The 25,107-nt window shown below is 45.0% G+C and carries 24 protein-coding genes; 13 read left to right on the forward strand and 11 right to left on the reverse strand.

Annotated features, from left to right (window positions below):
• Nucleotides 1–110: 110 nt before the first annotated feature.
• On the reverse strand, nucleotides 111–284 hold the full coding sequence (locus tag VJL_RS29640; RefSeq protein WP_164492035.1) for a hypothetical protein: 174 nt from the start codon (nucleotides 282–284) through the stop codon (nucleotides 111–113).
• Between the two features lie 184 nt (nucleotides 285–468).
• Nucleotides 469–1,812 carry a DEAD/DEAH box helicase gene (locus tag VJL_RS05520; RefSeq protein ID WP_038876315.1) on the reverse strand — a complete coding sequence of 448 codons (1,344 nt, stop codon included), beginning with the start codon at nucleotides 1,810–1,812 and terminating at the stop codon, nucleotides 469–471.
• A 422-nt stretch (nucleotides 1,813–2,234) separates the two neighbouring features.
• Here VJL_RS05520 and VJL_RS05525 point away from each other — a divergent pair, with 422 nt between their 5' ends.
• Nucleotides 2,235–2,483 carry an Lpp/OprI family alanine-zipper lipoprotein gene (locus VJL_RS05525; RefSeq protein ID WP_005441096.1) on the forward strand — a complete coding sequence of 83 codons (249 nt, stop codon included), beginning with the start codon at nucleotides 2,235–2,237 and terminating at the stop codon, nucleotides 2,481–2,483.
• Between the two features lie 26 nt (nucleotides 2,484–2,509).
• On the opposite strand, the gene VJL_RS05530 is transcribed toward VJL_RS05525, so the two are convergent.
• From VJL_RS05530 to VJL_RS05545, 4 genes are read right to left on the reverse strand one after another with little or no spacing between them, the layout of a single operon-like run.
• Entirely contained in the window at nucleotides 2,510–3,436 is a 927-nt protein-coding gene (locus VJL_RS05530) for a L,D-transpeptidase family protein (RefSeq protein WP_081634923.1), read from the reverse strand.
• 6 nt (nucleotides 3,437–3,442) lie between these two features.
• On the reverse strand, nucleotides 3,443–4,858 hold the full coding sequence (gene phrB / locus VJL_RS05535) for a deoxyribodipyrimidine photo-lyase (protein ID WP_038876317.1): 1,416 nt from the start codon (nucleotides 4,856–4,858) through the stop codon (nucleotides 3,443–3,445).
• 22 nt (nucleotides 4,859–4,880) lie between these two features.
• Complete coding sequence (locus VJL_RS05540; RefSeq protein ID WP_038876318.1) at nucleotides 4,881–5,684, reverse strand: MerR family transcriptional regulator; 804 nt, start codon at nucleotides 5,682–5,684, stop codon at nucleotides 4,881–4,883.
• Nucleotides 5,674–6,624 (reverse strand): YbgA family protein, encoded by a 951-nt coding sequence (locus VJL_RS05545; protein ID WP_038876320.1) that lies wholly within the window; start codon nucleotides 6,622–6,624, stop codon nucleotides 5,674–5,676. Before VJL_RS05545 ends, VJL_RS05540 begins: the two co-directional genes overlap by 11 nt.
• 398 nt (nucleotides 6,625–7,022) lie before the next feature.
• Here VJL_RS05545 and deoD point away from each other — a divergent pair, with 398 nt between their 5' ends.
• The 4 genes from deoD to VJL_RS05565 all read left to right on the forward strand — a co-directional run bounded on the left by deoD (nucleotide 7,023) and on the right by VJL_RS05565 (nucleotide 12,495).
• Nucleotides 7,023–7,733 carry a purine-nucleoside phosphorylase gene (gene deoD, locus VJL_RS05550; protein ID WP_038876322.1) on the forward strand — a complete coding sequence of 237 codons (711 nt, stop codon included), beginning with the start codon at nucleotides 7,023–7,025 and terminating at the stop codon, nucleotides 7,731–7,733.
• Between the two features lie 68 nt (nucleotides 7,734–7,801).
• Nucleotides 7,802–9,271 (forward strand): lactate dehydrogenase, encoded by a 1,470-nt coding sequence (locus tag VJL_RS05555; protein ID WP_038876325.1) that lies wholly within the window; start codon nucleotides 7,802–7,804, stop codon nucleotides 9,269–9,271.
• A gap of 172 nt (nucleotides 9,272–9,443) precedes the next feature.
• Nucleotides 9,444–10,928, forward strand: coding sequence for a tetratricopeptide repeat protein (locus VJL_RS05560; protein ID WP_038868473.1), 1,485 nt, complete (start codon nucleotides 9,444–9,446; stop codon nucleotides 10,926–10,928).
• A complete protein-coding gene (locus tag VJL_RS05565; RefSeq protein WP_038876327.1) occupies nucleotides 10,912–12,495 on the forward strand; it encodes a GGDEF domain-containing protein in 1,584 nt (527 codons plus the stop codon). The genes VJL_RS05560 and VJL_RS05565 overlap by 17 nt, the downstream gene beginning before the upstream one ends.
• Before the next feature lie 63 nt (nucleotides 12,496–12,558).
• Here VJL_RS05565 and VJL_RS05570 read toward each other — a convergent pair whose 3' ends face one another.
• The gene (locus VJL_RS05570; protein WP_038876329.1) at nucleotides 12,559–13,449 is read right to left on the reverse strand and encodes a DMT family transporter; all 891 of its coding nucleotides are present in this window, start codon (nucleotides 13,447–13,449) and stop codon (nucleotides 12,559–12,561) included.
• Between the two features lie 146 nt (nucleotides 13,450–13,595).
• Here VJL_RS05570 and VJL_RS05575 point away from each other — a divergent pair, with 146 nt between their 5' ends.
• The 5 genes from VJL_RS05575 to VJL_RS05595 all read left to right on the forward strand — a co-directional run bounded on the left by VJL_RS05575 (nucleotide 13,596) and on the right by VJL_RS05595 (nucleotide 18,597).
• Nucleotides 13,596–13,982 carry a DUF3302 domain-containing protein gene (locus tag VJL_RS05575; protein ID WP_038868469.1) on the forward strand — a complete coding sequence of 129 codons (387 nt, stop codon included), beginning with the start codon at nucleotides 13,596–13,598 and terminating at the stop codon, nucleotides 13,980–13,982.
• Entirely contained in the window at nucleotides 13,982–15,112 is a 1,131-nt protein-coding gene (locus VJL_RS05580; protein ID WP_038868468.1) for an HlyD family secretion protein, read from the forward strand. Before VJL_RS05575 ends, VJL_RS05580 begins: the two co-directional genes overlap by 1 nt.
• Before the next feature lie 312 nt (nucleotides 15,113–15,424).
• On the forward strand, nucleotides 15,425–15,973 hold the full coding sequence (locus VJL_RS05585) for an ECF-type riboflavin transporter substrate-binding protein (RefSeq protein WP_038868496.1): 549 nt from the start codon (nucleotides 15,425–15,427) through the stop codon (nucleotides 15,971–15,973).
• Between the two features lie 6 nt (nucleotides 15,974–15,979).
• Entirely contained in the window at nucleotides 15,980–17,761 is a 1,782-nt protein-coding gene (locus VJL_RS05590; RefSeq protein ID WP_038876331.1) for an ABC transporter ATP-binding protein, read from the forward strand.
• Nucleotides 17,758–18,597 carry an energy-coupling factor transporter transmembrane component T family protein gene (locus tag VJL_RS05595; RefSeq protein WP_038876333.1) on the forward strand — a complete coding sequence of 280 codons (840 nt, stop codon included), beginning with the start codon at nucleotides 17,758–17,760 and terminating at the stop codon, nucleotides 18,595–18,597. Before VJL_RS05590 ends, VJL_RS05595 begins: the two co-directional genes overlap by 4 nt.
• Before the next feature lie 104 nt (nucleotides 18,598–18,701).
• On the opposite strand, the gene VJL_RS05600 is transcribed toward VJL_RS05595, so the two are convergent.
• Nucleotides 18,702–19,883 carry an MFS transporter gene (locus tag VJL_RS05600; RefSeq protein WP_038876335.1) on the reverse strand — a complete coding sequence of 394 codons (1,182 nt, stop codon included), beginning with the start codon at nucleotides 19,881–19,883 and terminating at the stop codon, nucleotides 18,702–18,704.
• Nucleotides 19,884–20,214: 331 nt separating this feature from the next.
• Between VJL_RS05600 and VJL_RS05605 the strand changes: the two genes are divergently transcribed.
• Together VJL_RS05605 and VJL_RS05610 are read left to right on the forward strand one after the other, a co-directional pair.
• Nucleotides 20,215–20,961 (forward strand): metalloregulator ArsR/SmtB family transcription factor, encoded by a 747-nt coding sequence (locus VJL_RS05605; protein ID WP_038876533.1) that lies wholly within the window; start codon nucleotides 20,215–20,217, stop codon nucleotides 20,959–20,961.
• Nucleotides 20,962–21,796: 835 nt separating this feature from the next.
• Nucleotides 21,797–22,042: a hypothetical protein gene (locus tag VJL_RS05610; RefSeq protein ID WP_038876337.1), complete on the forward strand. Its 246-nt coding sequence runs from the start codon at nucleotides 21,797–21,799 to the stop codon at nucleotides 22,040–22,042.
• 37 nt (nucleotides 22,043–22,079) lie between these two features.
• On the opposite strand, the gene VJL_RS05615 is transcribed toward VJL_RS05610, so the two are convergent.
• The 3 genes from VJL_RS05615 to napG form a co-directional block, all read right to left on the reverse strand.
• A complete protein-coding gene (locus tag VJL_RS05615; protein WP_038876536.1) occupies nucleotides 22,080–22,331 on the reverse strand; it encodes a hypothetical protein in 252 nt (83 codons plus the stop codon).
• 204 nt (nucleotides 22,332–22,535) lie between these two features.
• Nucleotides 22,536–23,390 (reverse strand): quinol dehydrogenase ferredoxin subunit NapH, encoded by an 855-nt coding sequence (napH, locus tag VJL_RS05620; protein ID WP_038876339.1) that lies wholly within the window; start codon nucleotides 23,388–23,390, stop codon nucleotides 22,536–22,538.
• Nucleotides 23,390–24,160: a ferredoxin-type protein NapG gene (gene napG / locus VJL_RS05625; protein WP_038876341.1), complete on the reverse strand. Its 771-nt coding sequence runs from the start codon at nucleotides 24,158–24,160 to the stop codon at nucleotides 23,390–23,392. Before napG ends, napH begins: the two co-directional genes overlap by 1 nt.
• A gap of 405 nt (nucleotides 24,161–24,565) precedes the next feature.
• Between napG and VJL_RS05630 the strand changes: the two genes are divergently transcribed.
• Nucleotides 24,566–25,066, forward strand: a complete 501-nt coding sequence (locus VJL_RS05630; protein WP_038876343.1) for a GNAT family N-acetyltransferase — start codon at nucleotides 24,566–24,568, stop codon at nucleotides 25,064–25,066.
• Nucleotides 25,067–25,107 lie beyond the last annotated feature (41 nt).

The raw sequence follows: 25,107 nt of genomic DNA on the forward strand, positions 1-25,107 counted from the left end.
AGAAAAACTAGAAAAGATGACTAGTTACAACCCAAAGTAAAGCAAGAAATCCAACAAAATAAAGGGAGGAAAAAACGACCGATTTAATCAATTCACCCATTTGAGACTTTTCAGTAATCATGTGAGCCTCTGCGATTGTGTACTAAGGTACAACTCACCAACGCTACGCAGAGAAACGCCAACATCTCAACCCAAACGTCTTTCTTTCCCCAACCTAACGATTTGCATTGTTGTTCTGTAAGGCTCAGATCGATGTCTTCTAACCACTGTTCTTCTTGATACATATTCTGTCTCCTCTTCTGGAAACCTATGCTAAGCAAAATTGGCGTTCAGAAAAATCAAAGACTATTTAACCCTTGTTTAGAGCAGCTAAACAATAGCCCTTGAGAAGACAAATTCCAGATATAAAAAATCCGAGCTCGTAAGCTCGGATTTGAATTCAGTTAACCTCTAACGCTGAGTTGAGGATTAATCTTCAGCTTTTGGTTCCGCTGGCTTTTTCTTCGGGATAAACACATTGTCACCCACTGCCACGTTTTGATAGAAACCTTTATCACGCTGAGCGGGTTTCTTCGCCACTTTCTTCGCTTGAGGGCGAGCCTTCTTCGGTGCTGCTTTATTACCACGGAAATCAGGTTTACGCGGCTTCAAACCTTTAAATTTGCCCTTTAGGTCATCAAATACCGAGAATTGTAAATCTTGTTGTAGGTAGAGCTCAACACGCTTGAAGCTGTCCCAGTCTTTAGGGCCAACCAGCGAAATCGCATCACCTTTGTTACCAGCACGGCCTGTACGACCAACACGGTGCACGTATTCTTCTGTGTGTTTCGGCATATCAAAGTTGATAACGTGCGTAACTGTTGAGATATCAAGACCACGTGACGCTACATCTGTCGTAACGAGGATCTTAAAGACTGCGCGTTCAAACTGACTCATGATGGTATTACGCTGAGTCTGGTTCAAATTACCACTCAATGCGACTGCTTTTAGCTTTTTCTCGTTAAGCTTAGTAGTCAAACGTTCAGTATCGTCACGAGTCGCCGTAAAGATGATCACTTGACGATATTCAGCTTCTTCCAACACACGCTCAAGAATCGCTTCTTTGTGGTCAAGGTGATCACACAAATAGAATTTCTGAGTAATGTCTTTGTGCTCTTCGTTTGAAACACCTACAGCAATGCGTTTTGGTGCATTCAACATCTCTGATGCAATACCGTTCACTTCTGCGTGGTCCAATGTTGCAGAGAACATCAACGTCTGACGACGGCGGTGTTTAGCTGCGTTGTGGATGCGGCGAAGCTCTGGTGCAAAGCCAAGATCGAGCATACGGTCAGCTTCATCAAGAATCAGCGTTTCCAATCCATCTAGGTACAATGAACGGTGTTCTAGATGGTCAGCCAAACGTCCTGGTGTAGCAACGATAAACTTAGGGTAACGACGCAATGCTTTTACTTGGTCGTTAAAGTTTTCACCACCTAAGATCAAAGTAGCATCGTAAGACAAGCCAACTAACATTGAGCGTAGCTCGCCATATACCTGTTTCGCTAACTCACGCGTTGGCGCAAGAATGACCGCACGTGGGTCTTTCGCAGAAAACGACTTCGTCTTTAATGACTTGTGAAGCATTGGTAATACAAACGCCAAAGTCTTGCCAGAGCCCGTTTTCGAAGATGCCAATAGATCCTTGCCTGCAATCGCAACAGGAATCGCCTGCTGCTGAATATCAGTCGCTTTTTTGAAATCGTAGTGTTTTAGGTTCTTCAACAATCGGTTGTCTAGGCCTAGATCTTTAAATTGCAAAGTATTCTCCAATAAATAGTCATCGTTTGAGCGCTTTTTCGGTGTCGTTTCCGCTCTAACGCAGCAAAAAATAAAAGCTCGGTATAATACCGCAAATCATAGGAGTATAGATAGAGATCACACAAACTAAATGTACAAGAAATAATAAAGTTTCATGTTAGAAACTTTCATTTGCGTCAATATCGTCTAAATTATTGATATCAGGAACGTGGCGAGAGAGTTGCTGTACTACCTGATACAGGCGTTAAAGGTGAGTAAACGCTCACTTATGTAAATTAAAGGTTAGCGTCCGTATCAGGTACTCTATGAAATCCTTGGATTTTTTTGACTTTTGCTACATCATGTACTGATAGAATGTATTCACATTTACCACTACGACTATATGACACAAAACGTATAGCGTAGGAATTTAACTATAGGCAAGGAGTTCTAATATGAACAAAACGTTGATCGCAGCTGCAGCAACTTCAGTACTTCTACTAGCAGGTTGTGCTTCTTCTGACGAAGCAGCAACAGCTACTAAACTAGACGAACTAAGCAACCAAGTTAGCCAACTAAGCCAAGACGTTCAGTCTCTACAATCTGACGTTCAAAAGTCTAACGACGCGGCTATGGCAGCTCAAGAAGAAGCTGCACGTGCTAACGAGCGTATCGACAACATCGCTCAGTCTTACACTAAGTAAGATGTGATTCCGCGCTTTAACGCTTGTTAAGGCGCGGTTATTTCTACTGGAACACCATTCTGAGCAGCAATCGTTGCTTTAGCTTTCGCATTCGTCATCCCATATTCATCCAACCACCAATTCAACTCTTGTGGAATTTGTAGGTGATCTTTCTCGCCGTTACTGCGAGTCAATGGTTCATGCGCCTCAACAAATACACTGCGGTCTGGTTCTAGCGTGACTTTAACTGGCTGATTGATGATTTTCACTTTTTCACCACGACGTACCTTGTCGAATAGCCACTCGATGTCGTTAGGGTCCATACGAATACAACCCGCACTTACACGCATGCCAATACCAAAGTCTTTGTTAGTACCGTGGATCAAGTACTCACCATGACCATACGCCAAGCGCAGCGCAAACATACCGAGTGGGTTATCAGGCCCAGCTGGTACGACTGCAGGTAGGTCAATGCCCTTCGCCTTGTATTCCGCACGGATAGATGAAGGTGGTGTCCAGGTTGGGTTTGGACGCTTCTGGCTGATGCTCGTTGTCATCTCTGGCGTGTCTCGACCAATACGGCCAATACCTACCGGGAATACATGAACCACATTTTCTTTAGCCGGAAAGTAGTAAAGACGCAGCTCTGCCAAGTTAATAACGATTCCTTTATGGGGAACGTCTGGGAGAATAAGCTGAGTAGGAATAGTCAGAACGTGGCCTTCTTTTGGCAGAAAAGGGTCCACGCCTTTGTTGGCCGCCATTAACGCCAGCATGCCAACATCGTACTGCTTAGCAATGTTTGCCATGGTTTCGCCTTGTTCAACCACGTGGTTTTCCATGCGGCCGATCACACGAGCGCCGTCTTCTGGCAGTTGATACATTTTGGCGAATGACAATCCACTCACTAAAGACAACGATATCGACAACAGGGTGCGCTTTGCGATACTCATAGGACGCTTCTTGCTTGGCATCTCTCTCTATTCCTTGGCGTTTTTAAAGAGCCGTAAGGTTATCTCTCTTTCTACCTTGTGATCAACCATCGGCTTGTGATAATCCAGTAAATTAAAGCCGCTCCATAACCAAGGGCTATGAATGAATTTATTCGGTACCTCTTTTATTTCCGGTACCCAATGGCGAACAAAGATCCCATCGGAATCAAACTTTTCGCCTTGGCTTGTCGGGTTAAATATACGGAAATAAGGTTGGCCGTCACACCCCGTTGACGCTGACCATTGCCAGCCACCATTGTTTGCCGCGAAATCACCATCCACCAGCTTACTCATGAAGTACGCTTCCCCCCAACGCCAGTCGATATGCAAATCCTTGGTCAGAAAGCTCGCGACAATCATGCGCAGACGATTGTGCATCCAACCAGTCGTGTTCAGTTGGCGCATAGCAGCATCAACAATAGGGTACCCTGTTGTGCCTGTTTTCCAGCGTTCGAAAGCTTGCTCATCATAAGACCATTGGATCTTCTCTTCCCATGGAATGAAGCCCTTTCCTCTAACAAGCTTTGGTTCAAACACCAATAGGTGTTGGTAAAACTCTCGCCAGATAATTTCACTTAACCAAGTGGCCTTCCCTTCAGTGAGATCAGGAATTTGGTTTTCTGCATAAAGCCTTGCGATACATTGTCTTGGTGACAGCGCGCCAATTGCAAGATAGGGAGATAACTGACTCGTGCCATCAACCGCAGGCAGATCTCGCTCAGATTGATATGCATTGCTGCGCTCACGGGCGAACTCTCTCAGTTGCTGGACAATGTCTGTGGTTGAGGCATGCCAACGTTCACTGGACTCGCGCGGATAAGAAAAAGGCACATCAGCATGATAGCGATAGGCTTCAACCTCTTGGAGCACGTGTTTAGGCAGCTCGGCTTGCGGTTGTGGCTTGAACACCATTGGCAGTTGGAATTTCAACAACCATGCACGTTTAAATGGTGTGAAGACTTTGAAATACTGCCCCTGCTTGTTTAACACCGTGGTTGGTGCATGAACACATTTGTCGTGGAAAGCTTCAAACGTAACTTCGCTTTCAGCCAGAACTCTCGCTACGTCTCTATCTAAAGCTTGCTCGTTGACCTCATAATGAATATTCGCCATGACACTTTTCACGCTCAACGATAATGCCCAGCTCTTGATGACCTCAGTCACGTCGGTAAATTCATGCACTTCTTTATACAGAAGCGGGATATTAAGATCAGCAAGCTCTTCTTCGAGATGCATTAAACGTCTCGCAATGAGGTCTGCTTGCATTGGTGCCATATGGTGCGTTTTCCATTGCTCTGGCGTTGCAACATAGCAAGCGACCACAGGGTGCCCAGTATCAAGGGCGGCCTTCAATGCAGTGTGATCTAACGTTCTAAGGTCTCGTCGAAACCAAACCAGAATCATGTCGTCTCCTTACGAGGGTAAGCTAGTTAGCAAAATGCAACTTCTCAATAACTTCAGAGAACTGAACTTGCTCAGGGCATTGCGTTTTCAGCGTGGATAACGCTTCTACTTGCTTAATTGGCAGGGCCTTGTTTGAGAAGAAATGAAGTTTTTGGTATAGAGCCACTACATCATGATCGATAAGACCCGAAACATCTTCGACTTTGTCTATCAAACTAATATGGAAGCCTTGCTCGCATAATCTTGCCGCTTGTACCCAGCTTTCAAATTCTCGAGCTTGCTCGAAACTAATAAGCAGACATTTGCCTTTCGAAGAGGCTTTGTTTTCAGACTCAACAACCATTGCAAGGCGTGTAATTAAGCAAGTTTGAAAGAGGCCCGACTGAAGTGAGCGTAGTGAGACCTTCACGAGTTCAAGAGCTTCCACCACCGGCGTGATCAGCGAATCGATGACAATAGTTAATGGGTACTCTTTCAAAACGTTGGTTAGAAGCTTCTCCGTTTTACCACGGTTTAGTTCGGCAAGAGCTTTGAGCAAAGATTCCACTTCTTCTAAAGGCTGCACACTAACAGCAATATCAGCATTTTCTTCTTGTCCAAGCAGACCTTTTACTTTGCCAATGGCAACCCCTTTCGACAACCAACCTTGTATCTCTTTAATCGTATCTAGATCTTGTTGGCGGTATAAACGATGACCCTTTTCGGTTCGTTGAGGTTGGATCAAGTTGTAGCGTCTTTGCCAAGCTCTGAGTGTAACGGGCTTAACACCCGTTAACTCAGATACATCTCGAATGGCGTAGAGTTTTTCTTCTTGGCTACAATCCATAACGTAATCTCATCTCCTGCGGGTATGGTTCTAGATATTTTTGCTCTTGCAAATACTCATCTGGGTATGTGTTGAGATAATGCTTAATAAGCGTTAACGGGGCAAGTAATGGTAACAATCCTGTGCGGTAATCACTGATGACTGTCGCGAGTTCTTCTCTTTCTTTACCAGTTAATGAACGCTTGAAGTAACCTTGTAGGTGCATCAGAACATTGGTGTTGTTCTTGCGACTCGCTCGGTTTTGCAGCGCTTTCATTAAGCCCAAACGATACTCGTTAAAGAAGTCGTCAATCTCATAGCTCGCGACATCTGCCACCAACCTACCCAGAGAGCGGTAGGATTCTGGGTGGTGTGCCATCAACGTCAGTTTGTAACGAGAGTGAAAAGCGATGATTTTACCGCGTGTTGGTTCTCCACCCATGGATTCATAGAAGTCGTTCAAACAGTAAATGCGCGTAATGAAGTTTTCTTTTAATACTGGGTCGTTAAGGCGGCCGTCTTCTTCTACCGGTAACCACGGCATTTTTTCCATCAAAGTTTTGGTGTACAAGCCAATGCCTTCTTTCGCAGCACTGTTCTTGCTGTAAACCTTCACTCGTTCCATGCCACAAGTTGGAGACTTAGCACATACGATGTAGCCACACAGCTGTTCCCCTTGGAGCTCGTTCACTTTGTTTTCTGAGTACGTCAGCATTTTATCGGTATGGTCGTTTTCAGGATTCTTTGTTTCGACCAAAGCAATACGCTCTTCGTTGCTCACTAGACGAATGGTTGGGCGAGGCACTGTCATGCCAACACCGACTTCCGGGCATACAGGCACGAAGCTGAAGTACCCATCTAATTCTTTAGTAACGAAGTTGCTGATTTTGTGCCCAGAGTCGAAACGTACACGTTCACCTAACACACAAGAGCTGATACCTACTTTGATTGACGATTCCATGATGACGCATCCCTATACAAAATGTTTTGTTGTATAACTTATAGCAAGCCTTTCCAGATTGTACAAGAAAATAAATTGTACAATTTAACCGTTTTACTCACTTATATGGGAATTCGATCAGCACAATTTCAGAAAAAATTTTGGCGAAGAAAGGAAGAATTTGTGCGCGCAATCGACAAACTGCTCAAAAGCAAATCGATTGCCTTTTTGCTTTCAACAGATTTAGTTATCAACAGAATATTTAAACACTAAAACCGACCGTTTTGTGACTTAACTCTCAAGTCCCCTTACCCTGTCCCGATATTATGGCCTCAACGAAAACGAACAAGTTCAACAGAATTGGTAATAGCATTCTATAATTGATGCGTTTTACCTGAACAAAACTTTGGAGAGCACTTATGGCAACCCCACACATTAACGCACAACCAGGTGATTTCGCTGAAACAGTTCTAATGCCAGGCGACCCGTTGCGCGCTAAATACATCGCAGAAACGTTCCTAGAAGATGTGAAACAAGTTTGTGACGTTCGCAACATGTTCGGCTTTACTGGCACTTACAAAGGCAAGAAAGTTTCTGTAATGGGCCACGGTATGGGTATCCCATCTTGCTGTATCTACGTACACGAACTAATCGCTGAGTACGGCGTGAAAAACGTTATCCGTGTAGGTAGCTGTGGTGCAGTACGTGACGACGTGAAACTAATGGACGTTGTTATCGGTATGGGTGCATCTACAGACTCAAAAGTTAACCGTATCCGTTTCAACAACCACGACTTCGCTGCAATCGCTGACTACGGTCTTCTAGAAGAAGCGGTTAACCAAGCACGTACTCAAGAAGTACCGGTTAAAGTTGGTAACGTATTCTCTGCAGACCTGTTCTACACACCAGAAGCAGACCTGTTCGAGAAAATGGAAAAACTAGGCATCCTAGGTGTAGACATGGAAGCGGCTGGTATCTACGGCGTTGCTGCTGACCTAGGCGCGAAAGCTCTAACTATCCTAACAGTTTCTGACCACATCATCCGTGGTGAAAAACTAAGCTCTGAAGAGCGTCAAAAGTCGTTCAACGACATGATGAAAGTTGCTCTAGAAACAGCAATCAACATCTAAGAAACACCTAAGTAGTAAATAGCAGCCGGGGCCTGACCGGCTGCAAGAATTATCCCGAGGGGGCGATTGTGTCTAACGGCGAACTGCCAAGGGACGCAGATGGGTTACAACTCAACTTTTGTAAAACATTGGCGTGTGACAACTTTGGATTGAGTGATGCGAAGCGATACGTTTTGCAACATGCTAACCCTAAACGTCCGGCGATGGTATGCCGTGAGTGTGGAGCTTTCCCCCCCTTACTTAATAACCGCGATGTAGTGAACGAACTTCATCGTCTGCGTCACGTCCACAGTGACGGGTTACCTGCTTGTCGCAACGATGACTGCGATAACTTTGGGCTTTCTGTCCATACTCATAAACACCTCTATCACGCTTTCGGTTACAGTGGCGACCGCCAACGTTACCGCTGCAAAGTGTGTCAAAGTACCTTTGTCGATAAATGGTCTGGTGCCAATAAAAAGCTTCAGTTCCAAGAGAACTTGATGGGCTTGTTGTTTACCGGTTATTCCGTTCGCGAGATCTGCCGTAAACTCAGCATTAATCCAAAAACCTTTTACGATCATGTTGATCATATTGCTAGCCGCTGCCGCCGCAAACTGGCAACGATCGATGCTCGCTGGGTAAACCATGCCGAGCACTATGAGTTGGCGTCGAACTATGTTTCCCTGCAACCACATAGCAACAACGGCGTATACTGGATCGCTTCTGGTGAAGCACACTCTGGCTATATTCTATGTCAGCATGTGAACTATTCTTCTAATGATGAGCCGGTCGCAGCACTGGATCATAACCCTTACGATGAAGTGTCACGTTTTGTATCACAGGAATACACCGCAGAAGCAAGTGAAGCACCCGGCGAACCTTCGAAGAAACTTCGCGAGCGTATCGACCAGAAGTACCAAACCATTTTGGCGCGTGGTAACGTAGAGGACCCACTGGGCAACCTTTCTGTTTTCCATTACCCGTCAAAAGGTGCTTTGATTCGCCCGCCTTACACCTCTTACGCTCACTACCTACATGTATTGGATATGTGCTGCCCAGAGAAACGGGTTTCTATTTACATGCCTCAAGATCCCCTGCTCCGCTCTGCCGCGTTGAGCGTTTGTTTATCTCGTATTCAAGAGAAAAACGTTGACTTGATGTACGTTGAAGAAGATGCAAACTGGGATATGACTGCGCCATTTGGCAAAGTAGACATTGCTTACATGAGTTGGTGGCGAGATCGTTGGGCGATTTCACGTCAATACGAAGCAAACAAAGGCATTTGTTACTTAGCTGGCGACAATAACGAACCTGAGTCATGGTTCAATGTTGCGACAACACGCCACATTCAATTCTATCAAAATCGTTTTCAGCTTCTGTTTGAGAGCTTCATCAACGAGCCACGTCGCAAATTACGACCTGCTGGCATATTACCTCTTTTAGATATATTCAGAGCTTGGCATAATTTGTGCTATCAAGATAAGCAAGGGCTTACCGCCGCTCAGAGGCTGAAAGTAACGGACGCACCTCTGACGATCAAACAACTGCTGTCGTGACTATTTAACACTTTACTCATTTAAATGTGGTAAATAGATGCTGACCACGGTATATATTACGGTACCCAATACCTTATTGGTGTAGCATTCTTCCTACACCTGAAATGATAGTCGCATCTAACCACATAATATTTAGGTGTAAATTCCAGTTCGATAGTCATGGATGTGAACGTTGGATAAAAGCCAAATTCAGCTAGAAGCAGAGCTAAACGCCCTCGATGGCCAGATAAAATCTGATCCGGAACGCGCATTTCGAATCGCCGAACAATGCAGAATTCGTGCGGAGCAAATCCTATTTGTTGATGGCGAAATTCGAGCATTGATCATCATGGCACATGCCTGTTGGTGTAGCATGGACTACCGACACGGGCTCAAACTCGTCAAAGACGCCTACAGCCTTCAAATTCAACTCGACACCGACGATCATTTACCTGAAATCCTTCACCTCTTCGCCTTGCAATACTGGGGACAAGCTAAATACTACTCCGCCCAACAGTACTGGATAAATGCGTTAGAACAATCCGCATTGGTTGATGACATTGAAATCCAAATCGAGGCCCTTATCGGACTTGGTAACGTTTGGCGCATCACCAACGAACACAAACTAGCCGCATCCACACACGAATTAGCCGTCAAAGTGGCAAACAACGTCCGTATTGCATGGTTAGAAGGCAAAGCTCGAATCCTACTCGCATGGGATTATTATCTGCTGAATAACTTCGTTGAAATGCTGACGGTGCTAGATGGCGCTACCGAGGTACTTCGTGATCATGACGACAACACATGGCAAGCTGAAATTTGGGATTTTAAGGGATTGGCATTACTGGGATTAGAACGTCTCGATGCAGCAGAAGAGGCGACTCAGAAAGCACATCAACTCGCGATTGAACAAGACCTAACTTGGATGAAGGCGCACTCCTTCATCAGCCGAGCCCGACTCGAATTGCTGCGCAAGAATACCGAAAACGCCGCCTCCTTACTGCAATCTGCAGAGCAGTCCGCCCTGAGCTTTGATAATGGTGAACTGCTCAGCCAAATCTGCTTTCAGCAATCGCGCGTCGCAGAAGAACAAGGCGATTATGAAGGCGCTTTCCAAGCCTTCCAAAAATATCGCAAACATGCGCTTAAAATGCTCAAGGAGCAGACGCATCGAGTAAGTATGGATAAAGCGCGAGGATCTAAACGTCAGTTAGAGCAACGCGCGAGAAAGCTCATTAACCGTATTCGTGCCCAGCATGAATACGATCCAGAAAAACAGTTCTCCAACGTTGTATCCGAAACCTATTGGTGGGAGCAACTGGTTCTATTCAAAACAGAGCTTAAGCAATCAAACCACGCGATCATTATGATCCGCCATACTGAGCCAGCTTTCCTTGATGTGTGTACTGAGCTCGTTCACTCATTAACGACATCCAGTGACTTGATCTCTCGTTTGAGCAGCGATCGCTTAGCTATGTTGATCGCAGAGAAAGATCAAGCGGCAGAAGACTTGTACCGCACGGTTTGTGCCATGTTAGACATTTACCCTTGGAAACGACGTGGCTTAGCCGGAGCTAAACCGACCCTCTATCTGCAAGATATCCTGACCTTCCCGTTCACATTGGAGCAATTGGAAGAAAGCCACATTGAGGTAATGAAGAATGGAACAACTGCTTAGTAAAGTGACCGATGCAGGCATGGACCCTTCTTCTGTTACTGGCGAAGAAGCGCTGAACCTTTGGGAACATATCCGCTTTCATATCGCGTCAACAAATCGTGAAAAAGCCCATTGCCACATCATCAGCGCAGAATATCGCAGCAAAATCAAACAGCTGAGTACCAGCATTGAAGAGCTTCGACAAGCTTTAGACTTACTCAAATTGCCTGAGGATGTCGAAGACATTCTATCCGTCAAAGCGAGCCTGAGCGATCGTCTGGTTGAAAAGGGCGATTACAACGCAGCGTTAACGGAATACATAGCTTCCACCAACATTGCGGTGGAATACGGTTATATCGACGAATACGTACTTGCCATTATTGGCATGGGCAACTTGTGTGACGCTTATGGTGACCATAACAAGGCGCTACGCTACTACCAAAAGATTGATGCTATAGACCATGCTATTGGCAGTCGTTCGCTTAGGTTGCGTTACAAGCTTTACATGTTAGCTTGCTATATCAGTATACAGCGCATTGGTTCAGCAACTGACTTACTTAGCGAATGTGAAGAGTTGAGTATTTTGGTGAGTGACAAAAACCTCACCAGCCAAATTCATTTATACCGTGCTAAGTTATTGCGTCTACAAAACGAGTGCAACCAAGCCCTGATTGCGATTTCACATATTCAATACTCGACAGGTAAGCAGCACACTCAATGGCTATCGACCATGGTGAAAATCGAAACGGCTTACTGCTTGAACGAAATCGGACACCAATCTCTGGCAAACCTGCTTTTATCCTCGACAGGCAAGCGCATTAATGAGTATTCCTCTCCACTGATCGCCAATCGCTTTTACAATGCAATGAGTCAAGTGTGCTCTTCTCAAGGCCAATTTAAAGAAGCTCTCAACTACGAGAAAAAAGCATTCCGTGTTGAATCCGACCTCATCAAACATATCCCAATCGGTGAGCTAGGTGCAGCCCAATTACGTCGCCTCACTCGCTTTGAGTTGCAGCTTAAATTGATTCTTTCTGAGATTGAAAACAAAGAGCTGAAAGAAACCACTAAACAACACAAAAATACCGTAGCGCAGCTACAGCAGGATGTATTTACCGACCCACTCACTTCGCTGCACAACCGCCGTTGGTTAGAAGTGAAGCTGAAAGACTTGTTGTTGCATGACACGTCATTTGCACTGATGGTGATTGATATTGACCATTTCAAATCAATTAACGATGAACTGAGTCATTTAGTCGGTGATAAAGCAATTCAGAACGTATCAAAAGAGCTGTCTGGCTACTTTAAATTCCGAGGGTCATCTTGCGTTCGCTTTGGCGGTGAAGAATTTTTGGTGATTCTGGAAAATACAGAACTTGCCCGTGCAGAGATGCACGCAGAAAACTATCGCGAACGTATCTATCAGTTTGGTTGGCATGAAATATTAGGTGAGCGTGGCTTGACCGTTTCCATCGGTATCACACTTCATCGTGAAGGTGAGAACACACAACGTACCTTCTATCGCGCTGACAAAGCCCTGTACCGAGCCAAGGCCAACGGCCGGAACCAAGTGTGTACGGAGCTTTAAAGCAATCAATAAAAAACGCCCCAGCATCAACTGGGGCGTTTTCTTTGGATTCAATCAACAATATTACAGGAAGAAAAGCGAAATACCGCCCAACGCCATCAAGGTTCCCATGACACTTTTCACACCCACCTTTTCCCCGCGCACAGCATAGATCACCAAGATAAACAACGGACTGGTTGCAATGAGAGTTTGTGCAATCGCTGGATTGGCGTATTTCAATGCAACTTGCTGTAACCATAACGCTAGGAAAGTCCCAACGAAAATCGCCAGCAATAGCCAACCCATGGCTTTATTCCCCATTGTTGTGATGTGCCGTTTAATCCCTTTAAATGGTTCAGGTTCGACAACCTTAATCACAAGACACACGGCAAGCACACCAATGCTCAATCGAATCAATGCGCCTAAGAGCGGCGGCAAATCACCCGCGACGAGGGCATAGTGAGAAATCACCACACCTGAAGCTTGGCAGACACTGGCCAATAAACCAAAACCAATGCCACTCCAATTTGTCGCCTCACCGGAAGAAGAAGGCTGGAACACAACAAAAGTCACCGCTGCGGTGGTAACCACCACACCCAGCCAACTCTGCAAGGTTAACTCCGAACCTAAAAAAACCAACGCAAGCACACCAGACAACGGCGGAGCTAGAGATTCCAACAGTAAGGTTTTGTTTGGCCCAATGCGCTTGAGCGCGGCGAAATAGGCAGAATCACCAATCGCAATACCAATCACCCCAGACACCGCCAACACCGCCAGATGCAGAGGCTCGATCTGGGTAGGTAAACCTTGCGGCAGTAATGGCATCACCACCAGCATCATCATTGATGCAATGATGCCTTTCACAATGTTCAGCTGCATCGCCGAAAAGCGGTGGCTAAATTGGCTATATATCCAAGTGGCCAAAGCCCATACTATCGCAGCGCCAATGGCCGCGATCTCACCAGAATATTGCACTGCTTACTCCTTCGTATTGCATGCCGTATCTCTCAATAACAGTGAATCAAATTATAAATAACTTGATTCACTTATTGTTCTATCAAATACTTAAACAGTTAATTTACGTAAGTTTTTCTATTTGGCAACAAGCACAGGGAAGTAAGATGTTTCTAGACTATTTTGCACTTGGGTTACTCATTTTCGTTGCTTTGGTTATCTTCTACGGAATCATTGTGATTCACGATATTCCTTATGAAATAGCGAAAGAGCGCGAGCATCCTCACCAAGATGCGATTCATTATGCAGGCTGGGTTAGCCTTTTCACATTACATGCACTTTGGCCGTTTCTGTGGATTTGGGCAACCTTGTGGCGTAAAGAACGTGGCTGGGGCTTTAAGCAGCTCGAACAAGAAACACATGATATACATCATCGACTTGAAGAGCTAATTGATGAAGTCAACGAATTGAAAAAAGAAGTCTCAACGCTGAAAGGTAAACAACCTGTATCAAGCGTTTCAGTTCAAAAAGAACAAGGTAAGGAGGAACAATAATGGATTTACTACTGGTTCTGACTTACGCAGCGCTATGTATCGCGATTTTTAAAATCTTCAATATCCCATTGAATAAGTGGACAGTACCAACGGCTGTACTCGGTGGCGTAGTGTTGGTCGGTACACTTATCTTACTGATGAACTACAACCACCCATTCACACAGATTGGTAACCAAGTATTCTCAACCACACCGGTGGTATCAGGTGTCCGTGGTCGAGTGATTGAAGTACCTGTTCAAGCAAACCAACCGTTGCAAAAAGGCGATGTTCTTTTCCGTATCGACCCGATTCCGTTCCAAGCAGAGGTCGATAAGCTACGCGCGAAAGTGAAAGAAGCAAGCCAAGGTGCATTGGGGTTAGAGTCGGGCGTTCAAGAAGCAGAAGCTGCGGTCATCAAAGCCCTTGCAGAGCGTGATAAAGCGCAACGCGAATTCGACCGTTATCAACGTGGTTTTGATCGTGGCGCGTTCACTGAGCAACAACTGGATACTCGTCGACAAGCGTTTAAAGCCGCCCAAGCAGCACTAGAGGTGTCGCAATCTAAACGAGAACAAGCACAAATCGCACTTGACTCGGAAGTTGGTGGAGAGAATACGCAAGTTGCCTCATTGCTAGCAGAACTTCGCCAGGCTGAATTCAATCTTGATCAGACCGTTGTTAGAGCCCCAACCGAAGGCTATGTAACGCAGCTTGCTTTGCGCCCGGGAGTGATGGCGGTGCCTTTACCGCTAGCACCGGTGATGACTTTTGTGCATACCGAGCAAAAACTGTACACAGCCGCTTTCCGCCAAAACTCTTTGCAACGTTTAGAACCCGGATTTGAAGCGGAATTCATGTTCCGTGCACTACCTGGTAGTGTATTCAAAGGCAAAGTGATTGAAGTACTGCCGGCAATCGGTGAAAGCCAATTCCAAGCTCGTGGTGCGCTACTTGGTACAGAGGCCCTCCGTACAAGCGGACGTGTATTTGTAACGCTTCAAATCACTGACGATCTAACTGAATATCATCTACCACTAGGTACAGCCGTAGAAGTCGCAGTTTACTCGGACAGTTTCACCCACGTTTCTATCATGCGTAAAGTACTTATCCGAATGAAGAGCTGGCAAAACTACCTATACCTAGATCATTAATTTAACGAACAAAAATCGTACTAAAAAGTGTAATCAGGGGCTGACAGTTAGCCCCTGGTTGCATTCTAGCCATCCAGACAGATAGCATTCCCACTTTTATCAATATTCTGTATAATGCGCGCCTTATTTTTGATGCTTGCTGTAAAACTAAGCCAGTCAAAAGGATGCGTGAATCCAATCACACATTTCTTGAAGAAAGATAGAGCAAACAATAAGCAGCTTGGTTGTTTCCAAACTTTGTTACACAATCAGCGCTATAAAAACAAAGCAAGTGAACGTTCTTTAAAATCGACAATTGAACTGAGGTTATCTATGAATCTTTCTGCTAAAACCGTAGTGGTTATTGCAATCGGTGCTGCGCTATACGGCATCGGCGGTTTGCCAATGTTTGGCATTCCTGTGTTTGCAAACACGACGCTGAAACCAGCAATGGCGGTATTGGCATTGTTCTCAGTGTTATTCGGCCCTCTTGTAGGCTTCTTGGTTGGCTTCATTGGCCACTGGGTTACTGACCTATTTGCAGGCTGGGGCGTATGGCTAACTTGGGTACTTGGTTCAGGTATTGTCGGTTTGATCATCGGTCTTTTCCCTTCTCTAACACGTAATCGCTTAGAGACAGGGGACTTCAATATGAAAGATTTCGCGTTGTTCGTGGTGCTTGCTCTATTGGGTAACGTATTTGGTTACGGCTGCTCAGCCTTCCTAGACACCATCTTGTATGCAGAACCGTTCACTAAGGTATTTACACAGCTGTCGATCATCGCACTGGGTAACACCATTCTTATTGCTATTGTTGGCTTCTTCATTCTTAAGTCTGTCGCAAAACGTAACAAGCAAAGCCGCAACTTAACAGAGGCTTAATGTCGAATGACAATCGAATTTTCTAACTTCTCTTTTAGATATGAGTCGCTGGACAAACCGACGCTAAAAAATATCAATCTAAGGATAGAGAAAGGAGAGAAAATCGTCATTATCGGTCCAAGTGGTAGTGGTAAATCTACCCTTGGCCAATGTCTTAACGGACTGATCCCACATGCGATTAAAGGGGAAACCAGTGGCCAGCTGACCATCAATGGTCAAGACACTGCCCCTTTTGACATGCACCAATTCACCGAAAAAGTTGGTACCGTACTGCAAGATACGGACAGCCAATTTGTTGGTTTGAGTATTGGTGAAGACATCGCATTCGCGTTGGAAAACCAATTGATGTCTAACATCGACATGTACCCATTGGTCAAAGCGACGGCCAAAATGGTCGATTTGGAACAGATGTTAGATCGCTCCCCTCACGATTTATCAGGCGGTCAGAAACAGCGCGTTTCTTTGGCGGGTATTTTAGTCGATGACGTCGACATCTTGTTGTTTGACGAACCACTTGCTGCCCTTGATCCAAAGACGGGTAAGAAGACCATCGAGATTATCGATGATCTGCACCGCGAAACGGGCAAAACCATCATCATTATCGAGCACCGTCTTGAGGATGTGCTGCATCGCTCTGTTGACCGCATTATTCTGATGGAAAGTGGTGAAATCATCGCAGATACCACACCAGATGAGATCTTAGCGTCCCCGCTTCTTGAAGAATACGGTATCCGTGAGCCTCTTTATCTTTCTGCTTTGAAAGAAGCAGGCTGCGCGATTGAAGGCGATGCAAAGCCATCGAGCTTAAGCACATTGCCATTGGCGCAATACCAATCCACCGTCAGCGCATGGTTTGAAGCCTCACAAGTAGCAGAGGTTGCAACCCCAAACGATACGCTTCTAGAAGTTCGTGATCTTACTTACTCATACGATGGCGAAAAGAACGCGCTTGAAGGGGTCAGTTTTGATGTCAAACGCGGTGAGTTTTTATCGGTATTGGGTAAAAACGGCTCTGGGAAATCCACCATCACTAAGCTTGTGATGGGCGTGATTGAACCAGATAACGGCTCGATGATCTTGAATGGTCAGGACCTCAATGAACTAAGCATTTTTGAGCGCAGTCAAAAGGTTGGCGTGGTAATGCAAAACCCAAATCATATGATTTCGCATCACATGATTTTCGACGAAGTGGCTTTTGGCCTGCGTAACCGTGGCGTTGAAGAGAAACAAGTCGAAGCGAAGGTATTGGAAGTCCTTGAACTGTGTGGTTTGAGCAAGTACCGCCATTGGCCAATTGAGGCATTAAGCTACGGTCAGAAGAAGCGTGTGACAATTGCATCGATTCTTGCCCTAGAGCCTGAGCTTTTGATTCTGGACGAGCCTACTGCTGGACAAGATTACCGTAACTACACATCAATGCTGAGCTTTATCGAGAAGCTTAATCGTGAACTTGGCATTACGGTGATGATCATCTCGCACGACATGCACTTGGTCTTGGAATACACCACTCGTTCCATCGTGATTGCTGATAGCAAGTTGATTGCCGACGCACCAATGATCGAAGTGTTTAGTTCCCCAGCACTGTTAGACCAAGCGAACTTGGCGACAACTAGCTTGTATGAACTGGCTACTGAGTTAGGTATTGAGAACACGAACGACTTTATGCAGCACTTTATTGACGTTGAAAAAGCGCGTCGAGAACGTGAAAACAACGCCGATATCCAAGCTTCAAAAGCTCAAGATTCACAAAATAATGATGCTAAAAACATTGAGACAGTAGTGGCATGAAAGACAACAAGATGAAGTTTGGTATCAACTACATCGATACCCAATCGCCACTGCACAAACTCAATGGCATCACCAAGTTTTTGATGTTCATTGCATGGGTAACGGTGGTACTTACAACCTTTGATTTGCGCATCATTACTCTACTGATCGTTGTAGGTCTTGGTTTGCTAAAAATGACCAAGGTACCTTTCCATGTGTACAAGCCTTTACTGATCGGTACAGGCAGTGTTTTGTTGATTAATGCGCTGTTTATGTTTGCATTAGCGCCGCAACAAGGCAGTGAATACATGGGCTCAACAACAGTATTGTTGTCGTTACCGGGTAATTACTCACTCACCCAAGAGACCTTGTTCTATCTGGTCACCGTGACACTGAAGTACTTCAGTATGTTCCCAATTGCCTTGGTGTTTGTATTTACCACGCATCCTACTGAGTTTGCAGCAAGTTTGAACCGCATGGGTGTGCCTTACAAAATCGCTTATGCCGTCAGTTTGACCTTGCGTTACTTGCCAGAAGTGAAGAAAGACTTCGTGAACATCATGCACGCTCAACAAGCTCGTGGTGTTGAACTGAGTAAGAAAGCGCCGTTCTTTACCCGTATGAAGAACGTTTCTAAGATCTTAGGTCCGCTGATTTTCTCTAGCCTAGATCGCGCTGACCAAATCTCTAACGCGATGACATTGCGTGGTTTTGGTCGTCATTCGTCTCGTACTTGGTACAGCCTAAAGCCGCTGACCAAAGCCGATATGGTGTGTATGGCAGGCATCGTCGTGATTATCACCGCTGCGATTAGCAAACGCGTTATAGACACTCAACTGTTTTGGTATCCGTTCTAAACGAACCAGTCTCACGTTGAAAACCGAATACAAAAATGGGATGCCTCTGCATCCCATTTTTATAACCCAATTTCTCGGTAAGTTATTGAGTAGTAAGTACTAACTTAGTTCCATCTCAACACACGAGTTTCGTTACCCTCTTCCGGCTTAGCTGGGATATTCAAGGACAGTAACAAGCTCACTGCGGCCATAACTGCGCCAATGTAAAACACGCTTGAAGGCGAAACCAACCAAATCACACCAAAGGTTACCGGAATCACGACCGCTGCAATGTGGTTGATGGTAAACGCTACACCAGCGGTTGATGCCATGTCCGCCGGATCGGCTATCTTCTGGAAGTAAGTTTTGATTGCAAGTGCCAGTGCAAAGAACAAATGGTCAATCACGTACAATGCTGCCGCCCACTCCGCAGTTTGCACTAAACCGTAACCGACGAAGACAAAAATCAGTCCCACATATTCAAACATCAATGCTTTGCGCTCACCAACGGCTCCGATAAAGCGGCCAATACGTTTAGCAAACAGGAAGTTGAACAAGTAGTTGATTAAGAAAAGCAGTGTGATGTCCGCAGCCGAATAGCCAAACTTCTCCACCATCAAGAAACCAGCGAAGACCGTGAAGATTTGACGGCGAGCACCACTCATAAAGGTCAATGCATAATAAAGCCAGTAGCGCTTACGCAGCACCAACTTTTTGTTTTGTGGAACTTCCGTTTTGAATTCAGGGAACGCAAACGCCATCACCAGAATCAATACAAAACCGATACCGCCCGCCAGCAAGTAAACCGTTTTGAATTCTAATTTGAGCTGCTCAAGCAGAATCCAAATCGCACCATAAGTAATCAAAGACGCTAGTGCACCAACCGATATAAACTTGCCTAACATTTCTGGTGCTTCTTCTTTGGTTAGCCATTGCAAAGAAAGGGATTGCTTCAACGTTTCAAAGTAATGAAAACCAGTCGACATCAACAAGGTTGTAAAAAGAAGTCCAAACAAAGATGGGAAGTAACCTGTGATTGCCGTGCCCAGTGTCAGCATAGCGAGCGAGACCAACATAAAACGTTGCTCGCGGATAAACAGCAAAACAAAGACAACAGTGAAAGCAAGAAAACCGGGAATCTCACGCACACTTTGCAGTAAGCCGATATCTGCGCCATCAAAGTTGGCTTTTTCGATAACGAAGTTGTTCAGTAGCGCCATCCAAGTGGAGAAGGCAATAGGAACAATAATGGAAATCAGCAGAAGAAAGTTCTGTGGCGTTCTCCAGCTTTTATGTGGCGTATTCATGATGAGTCCTTAGAATATGAAGCCGCCATCATACCGCCAAATGTAACAAAATCGCAATATCCTTATAAATTATTTACCTAGCAACTTTCGTAACATTATCCTAAACTTAGCGACAAATTCCATTTAAAATACTCACTACTAAGATTGCAATCTTGCTACTTTTAAACATTTCTTTACATCCTCTTCCTTTGAAACAAACCCGTTTTCGTCGGCAACAATTGAAGCTTATGCCTGGAGATAAAAGGTTGTGAGCTTCTTGTTGAACGCGTGCAGAGTTATACTATTGCCATTCGTCTTTCTTTTCGGCATCAGCCACACTTTTTGTCTCGATATTATGAAAAAACAAGTCCTGTTTCTTTGCACTGGTAATTCCGCACGATCTCAACTTGCTGAAGCGATATTTAACCATATGGCGGGCACGCTCTTTCATGCTGATAGTGCAGGTGTTCACCCTAGCGAAGTAGACCCAAGGGTGTTTGAAGTATTAGATGCACATTCAATTTCTGGCGAGTCACTGCATTCGAAGGATTATGCCGACGTTGCGAACAAGTCTTATGACTTTGTGGTTACATTGTGCGATAACGCCAAAGATGAATGCGTGATCTTCGAACAAAACATCGACCAATTACATTGGAACCTAGTCGATCCAAAACCACTCGAAGGCACAGAACCGTTCCAAAATACGGCCAAAGAATTGATCGAGCGCATCAGTCTATTTCTACTAGTAAACAGTGAAGAAAACCGTACACAAGTGGATCCAAGTAGTTTCTTTAAACTGATGAGCGATCCGTTGCGACTCAAAATATTGATGCTGCTAGAAGATGAACAAGACTTAACCGTCACCGATCTCAAAAACGCTTTGAACGAAAGCCAGCCAAAAGTCTCTCGTCACTTAGCATTGCTACGAGACACGACATTCTTAAAAGATACACGCCATGGCTTATGGATCCATTATCGTCTTTCCCCTTCGCTTCCTATGTGGATTAAGCATCTACTCCAAATAGTGCGTGTCGGTAATCCAGGCATCATTAATATTGAAAAGAACCGCTTGAAAGCCGCACAACAAAGTGAGCAATAACCTTTTTCACTCAGCTTAAGACATACTGATGCCTCGATGAAAAACCGCTGCATAAATGATTTGGAGCGGTATCACTTTGTCAGCGACAAGTCAGTATCAAAACTTGGTGTTAACCCAACCCACCCTTACAAATAAGACGCTGATAATATTGGTAAAAATCACCTTCAATTCGTCATGTTGGGTACAACCCAATATCATAAATACCCCATGAACAAGTGAAATGCCTTCGTGGTGAGCATCGTTAAAATACCCTTTATTCAAGATGCCTTTTGCAACCGTAACCAACACGATATTGTTGAACTCGATTTGCTACTTATTGTCCCGACTCCAGCTAGTAGCAGTTTGTGACTCCACATAAGCCTTTCCCACCCACTCCTAGGGTGGGCTTTTTTTTCAAAAAATGCAGTGTGTAGGCATTCCAGTCCTATATCTTTTAAAGGTGATAACTTCGGCTAGTATTCATTGAGGTATCATCTGAACATCAGCCAATAAACGGCTCAATCAATATTTCATCTTTGATAATCGAGAATACCCATGCGAAACGCTAAAATCGCGAAGACCATTTTGTGGGTTGTGGTCGGCAGTTCGATGCTTTGGCGTCAGCTAGTCAGCATGGACTACCTGCTCCATTAAACAAGCAGACCGCACGCCTAGTGATAATGAGGTAAAGCCTCATCGAAAGCCCTTTTCTCACGGAAGAGAGAGGGCTTTCAACTTTCTGTTCCTATCTAAACGTCTATAGTCATCTGGATGATGAACAATCTTGGGAATGCCTAAACCCTTTTTAGTACCGATGCTAAATTAAGCACCGAATTGAGAGATTAGGATTCATGAGATGAAATACGCATTTTCAGTGATGTTATTGTCACTGCTTCCTGTGGTCGCAAACGCTGGCCCTATCGACCCAAAATGTAGCCCTAAGAAGCTGGCTAAAGGTGTAACGAAGGTTGTAGGTAACCGTTGTACGCTTGATGAGACGATCGCGGATACTACGAAAGAAGCGCTAGGCGTCGACCATCGCGTTAACCCTAAGAAGCGACTAGAAAGAAAAGGTCTTATCAAAGACGAAAAGTCGGACTAAGCGCCCACCTTCCATTCCTTCCTAAAATGGCCAGTGTTTATCGACACTGGCCATTTGGTTTTAGCTCAACCGAAGCCCCCTCGCCTTTAATGGTCGTAGGCCCAATATCAAAGCGGCATGCTTCGCCACTAAGGTAAACGGTATTCAATAGATTGTGCTCTTGATAAGTGACTCTGACTTGAGACTTCATAGGAGCAACAACGATGATGTCAACTTCACGACCAGTGGGTTGAGCTTGGTTAACACAACCAGCGCCAAGTAAAACAAGAGGAACTAAGAGGCTTTTCATAACAATAGAGTCTTTCATTCACGTCATAACAGTCAAAAAAAACCACCCAGATACAAGGGTGGTTAATAAAAAAGAATACGCTATTTCTATAACAGTGATGAATCTTAATTAAGCTCAATAATATTTTGATGGCATCGTAAAATTAAGCAAAACTAGACTGCCTACCAGCTAAACTCGCTCTTTGTTCTCTTACTCTTTGTTTTGTTACTCAATGTTCTTCACATTCAGTCGATTCTGGAACTCAAACACCTTTTCAGGACAAACATCTAAACAACGCCCGCAACTCATGCAGGTTTGATCCATCACGCGACGGTCGCCTTCTTTTAATGGTTGACGCAAAATCTCCGGCTCGGGGCAAACATAAAAACAATCCATGCACTTAGTACAGTCTTCTCGGCGCACGGCAGTGACTCGCATTAAACTCTTGCTACCAATCACGCTGTACGTTGCTCCCAGTGGACACAAGTGTCCGCACCAACCATGTTCTACGAGCAATAAATCGAGAACAAACACCAGCAAAATAAGTACCCAACCTGCTCCCATGCCAAACACTAGGCCTCGATGCAATGCCGCTACTGGGTCTAACCAAGTCCAAAGCACTGAGCCCGAAATCGCGCTGCCAAACATCAATGCAGGAATTAACCAATAGCGAATATTTGGCGACCAACGATAACTCGCTTTGAGATTGAGTTTTCTGCGCAGCCACGCAGCAAAATCCGTCACGATATTGAGTGGGCATACCCAAGCACAAAAAGCGCGCGGAGCAAGAATCGCGTAAAACACCAACACAATCGCTACACCTAGGAAAGCGTTAAACTCTGGAATATGACCTGTGGCGAGAGACTGTAATACAATCAGAGGATCGCTTAATGGCACCGTATTAAGCAGCATACTGGAAGACAAATTGCCTTGCAGAATGCCCCATGTTGGCCCTGCCATAAACAGAACAATGATGGTCAGTTGGCATAATCGACGTAGAATGAGAAAACGATGCGCACGCCACCAGCCCAGTTTTTCGATGGCTTCTTTGCCAGCATCTTGCGCTAAGTTCTTGGCCATTATTGACCTCCTTTGAGCGACTCAAGCGCACCACTTGGCACTGGATTATCTGCTGGTAAGACATTTTCAAGCGGCTTGTCGATTTCTTGCCAGCCAAAATTGTAGTGGCTACCAACCTTACCTTTCGCTAGATCCGTTGGCACCACTTTGATCGCAGCCACATCAAGCACACAAGCTTGTTCGCATTTGCCACAACCCGTACACACATCAGAATTGACGGTCGGGATCAGTTTCGCGTGATAGCCCGTTCTATCATTACGAATGTTCTCCAGCGTTATCGCTTCATCAATTAGCGGGCAGACACGGTAACAAACGTCGCAACGCAAACCTTGCCAGTTCAGACAGGTCTCGTGGTCGATCAGCACAGCCGTCCCCATTCTCGCATCGTCTATATCGGTAAGATCATGATCCAACGCACCGCTAGGACAAGCCACGACACAAGGGATGTCTTCACACATTTCGCAAGGAATATCGCGCGCAGTGAAGTACGGTGAACCAGTTGCAACTGGGGATAGCAGACTCGCAAGCTTCAAAGTGTCATAAGGGCACGCCTGAACACACAGCCCACAACGAATACAGGCAGACTCAAAATCACCTTCTGGCAAAGCGCCAGGCGGACGAATAGGCACACCTTTAGTTTCGCGTGCTTGGCTCTGCAAAGACTGCAAACCAAGAACACACGCTGCCGCACCTACACCAGCGGCGGTACGGGCAGTGTCACGCAAGAATCGACGTCGACTTTGCGAGGTTTTTGATTGAGAGGATTTCATTATTATTTTCCTCAAACACGCTCTAATTGCTCTTAAATAAGTTAAGCATAAATAGCGCTAAAAAGGTGTGCTCCCCATACCCCATAAGAGGTAACTCAAGTGTCTCTTGATTAAAATCAACTCGTTGCAGATACCGACTTCACACTTTAGTGAAAATGGCTTTATTTCGTTATTTCAAAGTTCACCATTATTCTCCATAAAATGAGAGTTACTCAGTATAAAAATTCAACACAAAATCACTCTCATTGGTATTTTCAATGATAATCCACTATGAAAACTTAAAATTAGAAATACGTAACATACTAAATTAAAAGTAGTTTGGTGCCTAAAGCTAAAAAAATACTATTCAAACCGCATTTCTCTGGTTAGATTGAAATTAATTCCAATAAACCAAAGGAGAGAAGCATGGAAATCATCGTACGTCCAACCACTGTTGAAGACGCTGCTGCACTAGTCGAAATCTATTCACAACCGAAAGCACAACGTGAAACCCTGCAACTCCCTAAGCCATCTCTCGCGATGTGGGTCGACCGACTATCCAACATGCCCACAGGTGTTTACAGTTATGTCGCAGAAATCGATGGTAAGGTGGTCGGAAACATTGGCTTTCATCACTCCCAGCGCCCAAGAACATCACACACGGCCTCGTTTGGAATCGGTGTGCACGATGAGTTTCACGGTTTAGGGGTCGGCAACGCGTTGATCAGCACCGTAACGGAGCTCGCCGACAACTGGCTCAATGTTCGACGTATTCAAATCGAAGTGAACACCGATAACGAAGCTGCCATTGGCTTATACAAGAAACACGGTTTTGAAATAGAAGGTGAATTGGTCGATGCCTCTTTTAGAGACGGTGAGTTTATTAATACTTACAGCCTAGCCCGTATCAATAAACCGAAAAACTAACGTCTATTGACCTAAAAACTGCCTTTATATACCCAAGTAAC

The sequence above is a fragment of the Vibrio jasicida CAIM 1864 = LMG 25398 genome (genome assembly GCF_000400365.1).
Taxonomy (GTDB): Bacteria; Pseudomonadota; Gammaproteobacteria; order Enterobacterales; family Vibrionaceae; genus Vibrio; species Vibrio jasicida.

What these genes read in the sequence shown, in the direction of transcription:
- VJL_RS29640 (WP_164492035.1), bottom strand. Translation starts at nt 284, where the DNA reads ATGTATCAAGAAGAACAGTGGTTAGAAGACATCGATCTGAGCCTTACA.
- VJL_RS05525 (WP_005441096.1), top strand. Translation starts at nt 2,235, where the DNA reads ATGAACAAAACGTTGATCGCAGCTGCAGCAACTTCAGTACTTCTACTA.
- VJL_RS05530 (WP_081634923.1), bottom strand. Translation starts at nt 3,436, where the DNA reads ATGCCAAGCAAGAAGCGTCCTATGAGTATCGCAAAGCGCACCCTGTTG.
- phrB (WP_038876317.1), bottom strand. Translation starts at nt 4,858, where the DNA reads ATGATTCTGGTTTGGTTTCGACGAGACCTTAGAACGTTAGATCACACT.
- VJL_RS05540 (WP_038876318.1), bottom strand. Translation starts at nt 5,684, where the DNA reads ATGGATTGTAGCCAAGAAGAAAAACTCTACGCCATTCGAGATGTATCT.
- VJL_RS05545 (WP_038876320.1), bottom strand. Translation starts at nt 6,624, where the DNA reads ATGGAATCGTCAATCAAAGTAGGTATCAGCTCTTGTGTGTTAGGTGAA.
- deoD (WP_038876322.1), top strand. Translation starts at nt 7,023, where the DNA reads ATGGCAACCCCACACATTAACGCACAACCAGGTGATTTCGCTGAAACA.
- VJL_RS05565 (WP_038876327.1), top strand. Translation starts at nt 10,912, where the DNA reads ATGGAACAACTGCTTAGTAAAGTGACCGATGCAGGCATGGACCCTTCT.
- VJL_RS05575 (WP_038868469.1), top strand. Translation starts at nt 13,596, where the DNA reads ATGTTTCTAGACTATTTTGCACTTGGGTTACTCATTTTCGTTGCTTTG.
- VJL_RS05580 (WP_038868468.1), top strand. Translation starts at nt 13,982, where the DNA reads ATGGATTTACTACTGGTTCTGACTTACGCAGCGCTATGTATCGCGATT.
- VJL_RS05585 (WP_038868496.1), top strand. Translation starts at nt 15,425, where the DNA reads ATGAATCTTTCTGCTAAAACCGTAGTGGTTATTGCAATCGGTGCTGCG.
- VJL_RS05590 (WP_038876331.1), top strand. Translation starts at nt 15,980, where the DNA reads ATGACAATCGAATTTTCTAACTTCTCTTTTAGATATGAGTCGCTGGAC.
- VJL_RS05595 (WP_038876333.1), top strand. Translation starts at nt 17,758, where the DNA reads ATGAAAGACAACAAGATGAAGTTTGGTATCAACTACATCGATACCCAA.
- VJL_RS05600 (WP_038876335.1), bottom strand. Translation starts at nt 19,883, where the DNA reads ATGAATACGCCACATAAAAGCTGGAGAACGCCACAGAACTTTCTTCTG.
- VJL_RS05610 (WP_038876337.1), top strand. Translation starts at nt 21,797, where the DNA reads ATGAAATACGCATTTTCAGTGATGTTATTGTCACTGCTTCCTGTGGTC.
- VJL_RS05615 (WP_038876536.1), bottom strand. Translation starts at nt 22,331, where the DNA reads ATGAAAAGCCTCTTAGTTCCTCTTGTTTTACTTGGCGCTGGTTGTGTT.
- napH (WP_038876339.1), bottom strand. Translation starts at nt 23,390, where the DNA reads ATGGCCAAGAACTTAGCGCAAGATGCTGGCAAAGAAGCCATCGAAAAA.
- napG (WP_038876341.1), bottom strand. Translation starts at nt 24,160, where the DNA reads ATGAAATCCTCTCAATCAAAAACCTCGCAAAGTCGACGTCGATTCTTG.
- VJL_RS05630 (WP_038876343.1), top strand. Translation starts at nt 24,566, where the DNA reads ATGGAAATCATCGTACGTCCAACCACTGTTGAAGACGCTGCTGCACTA.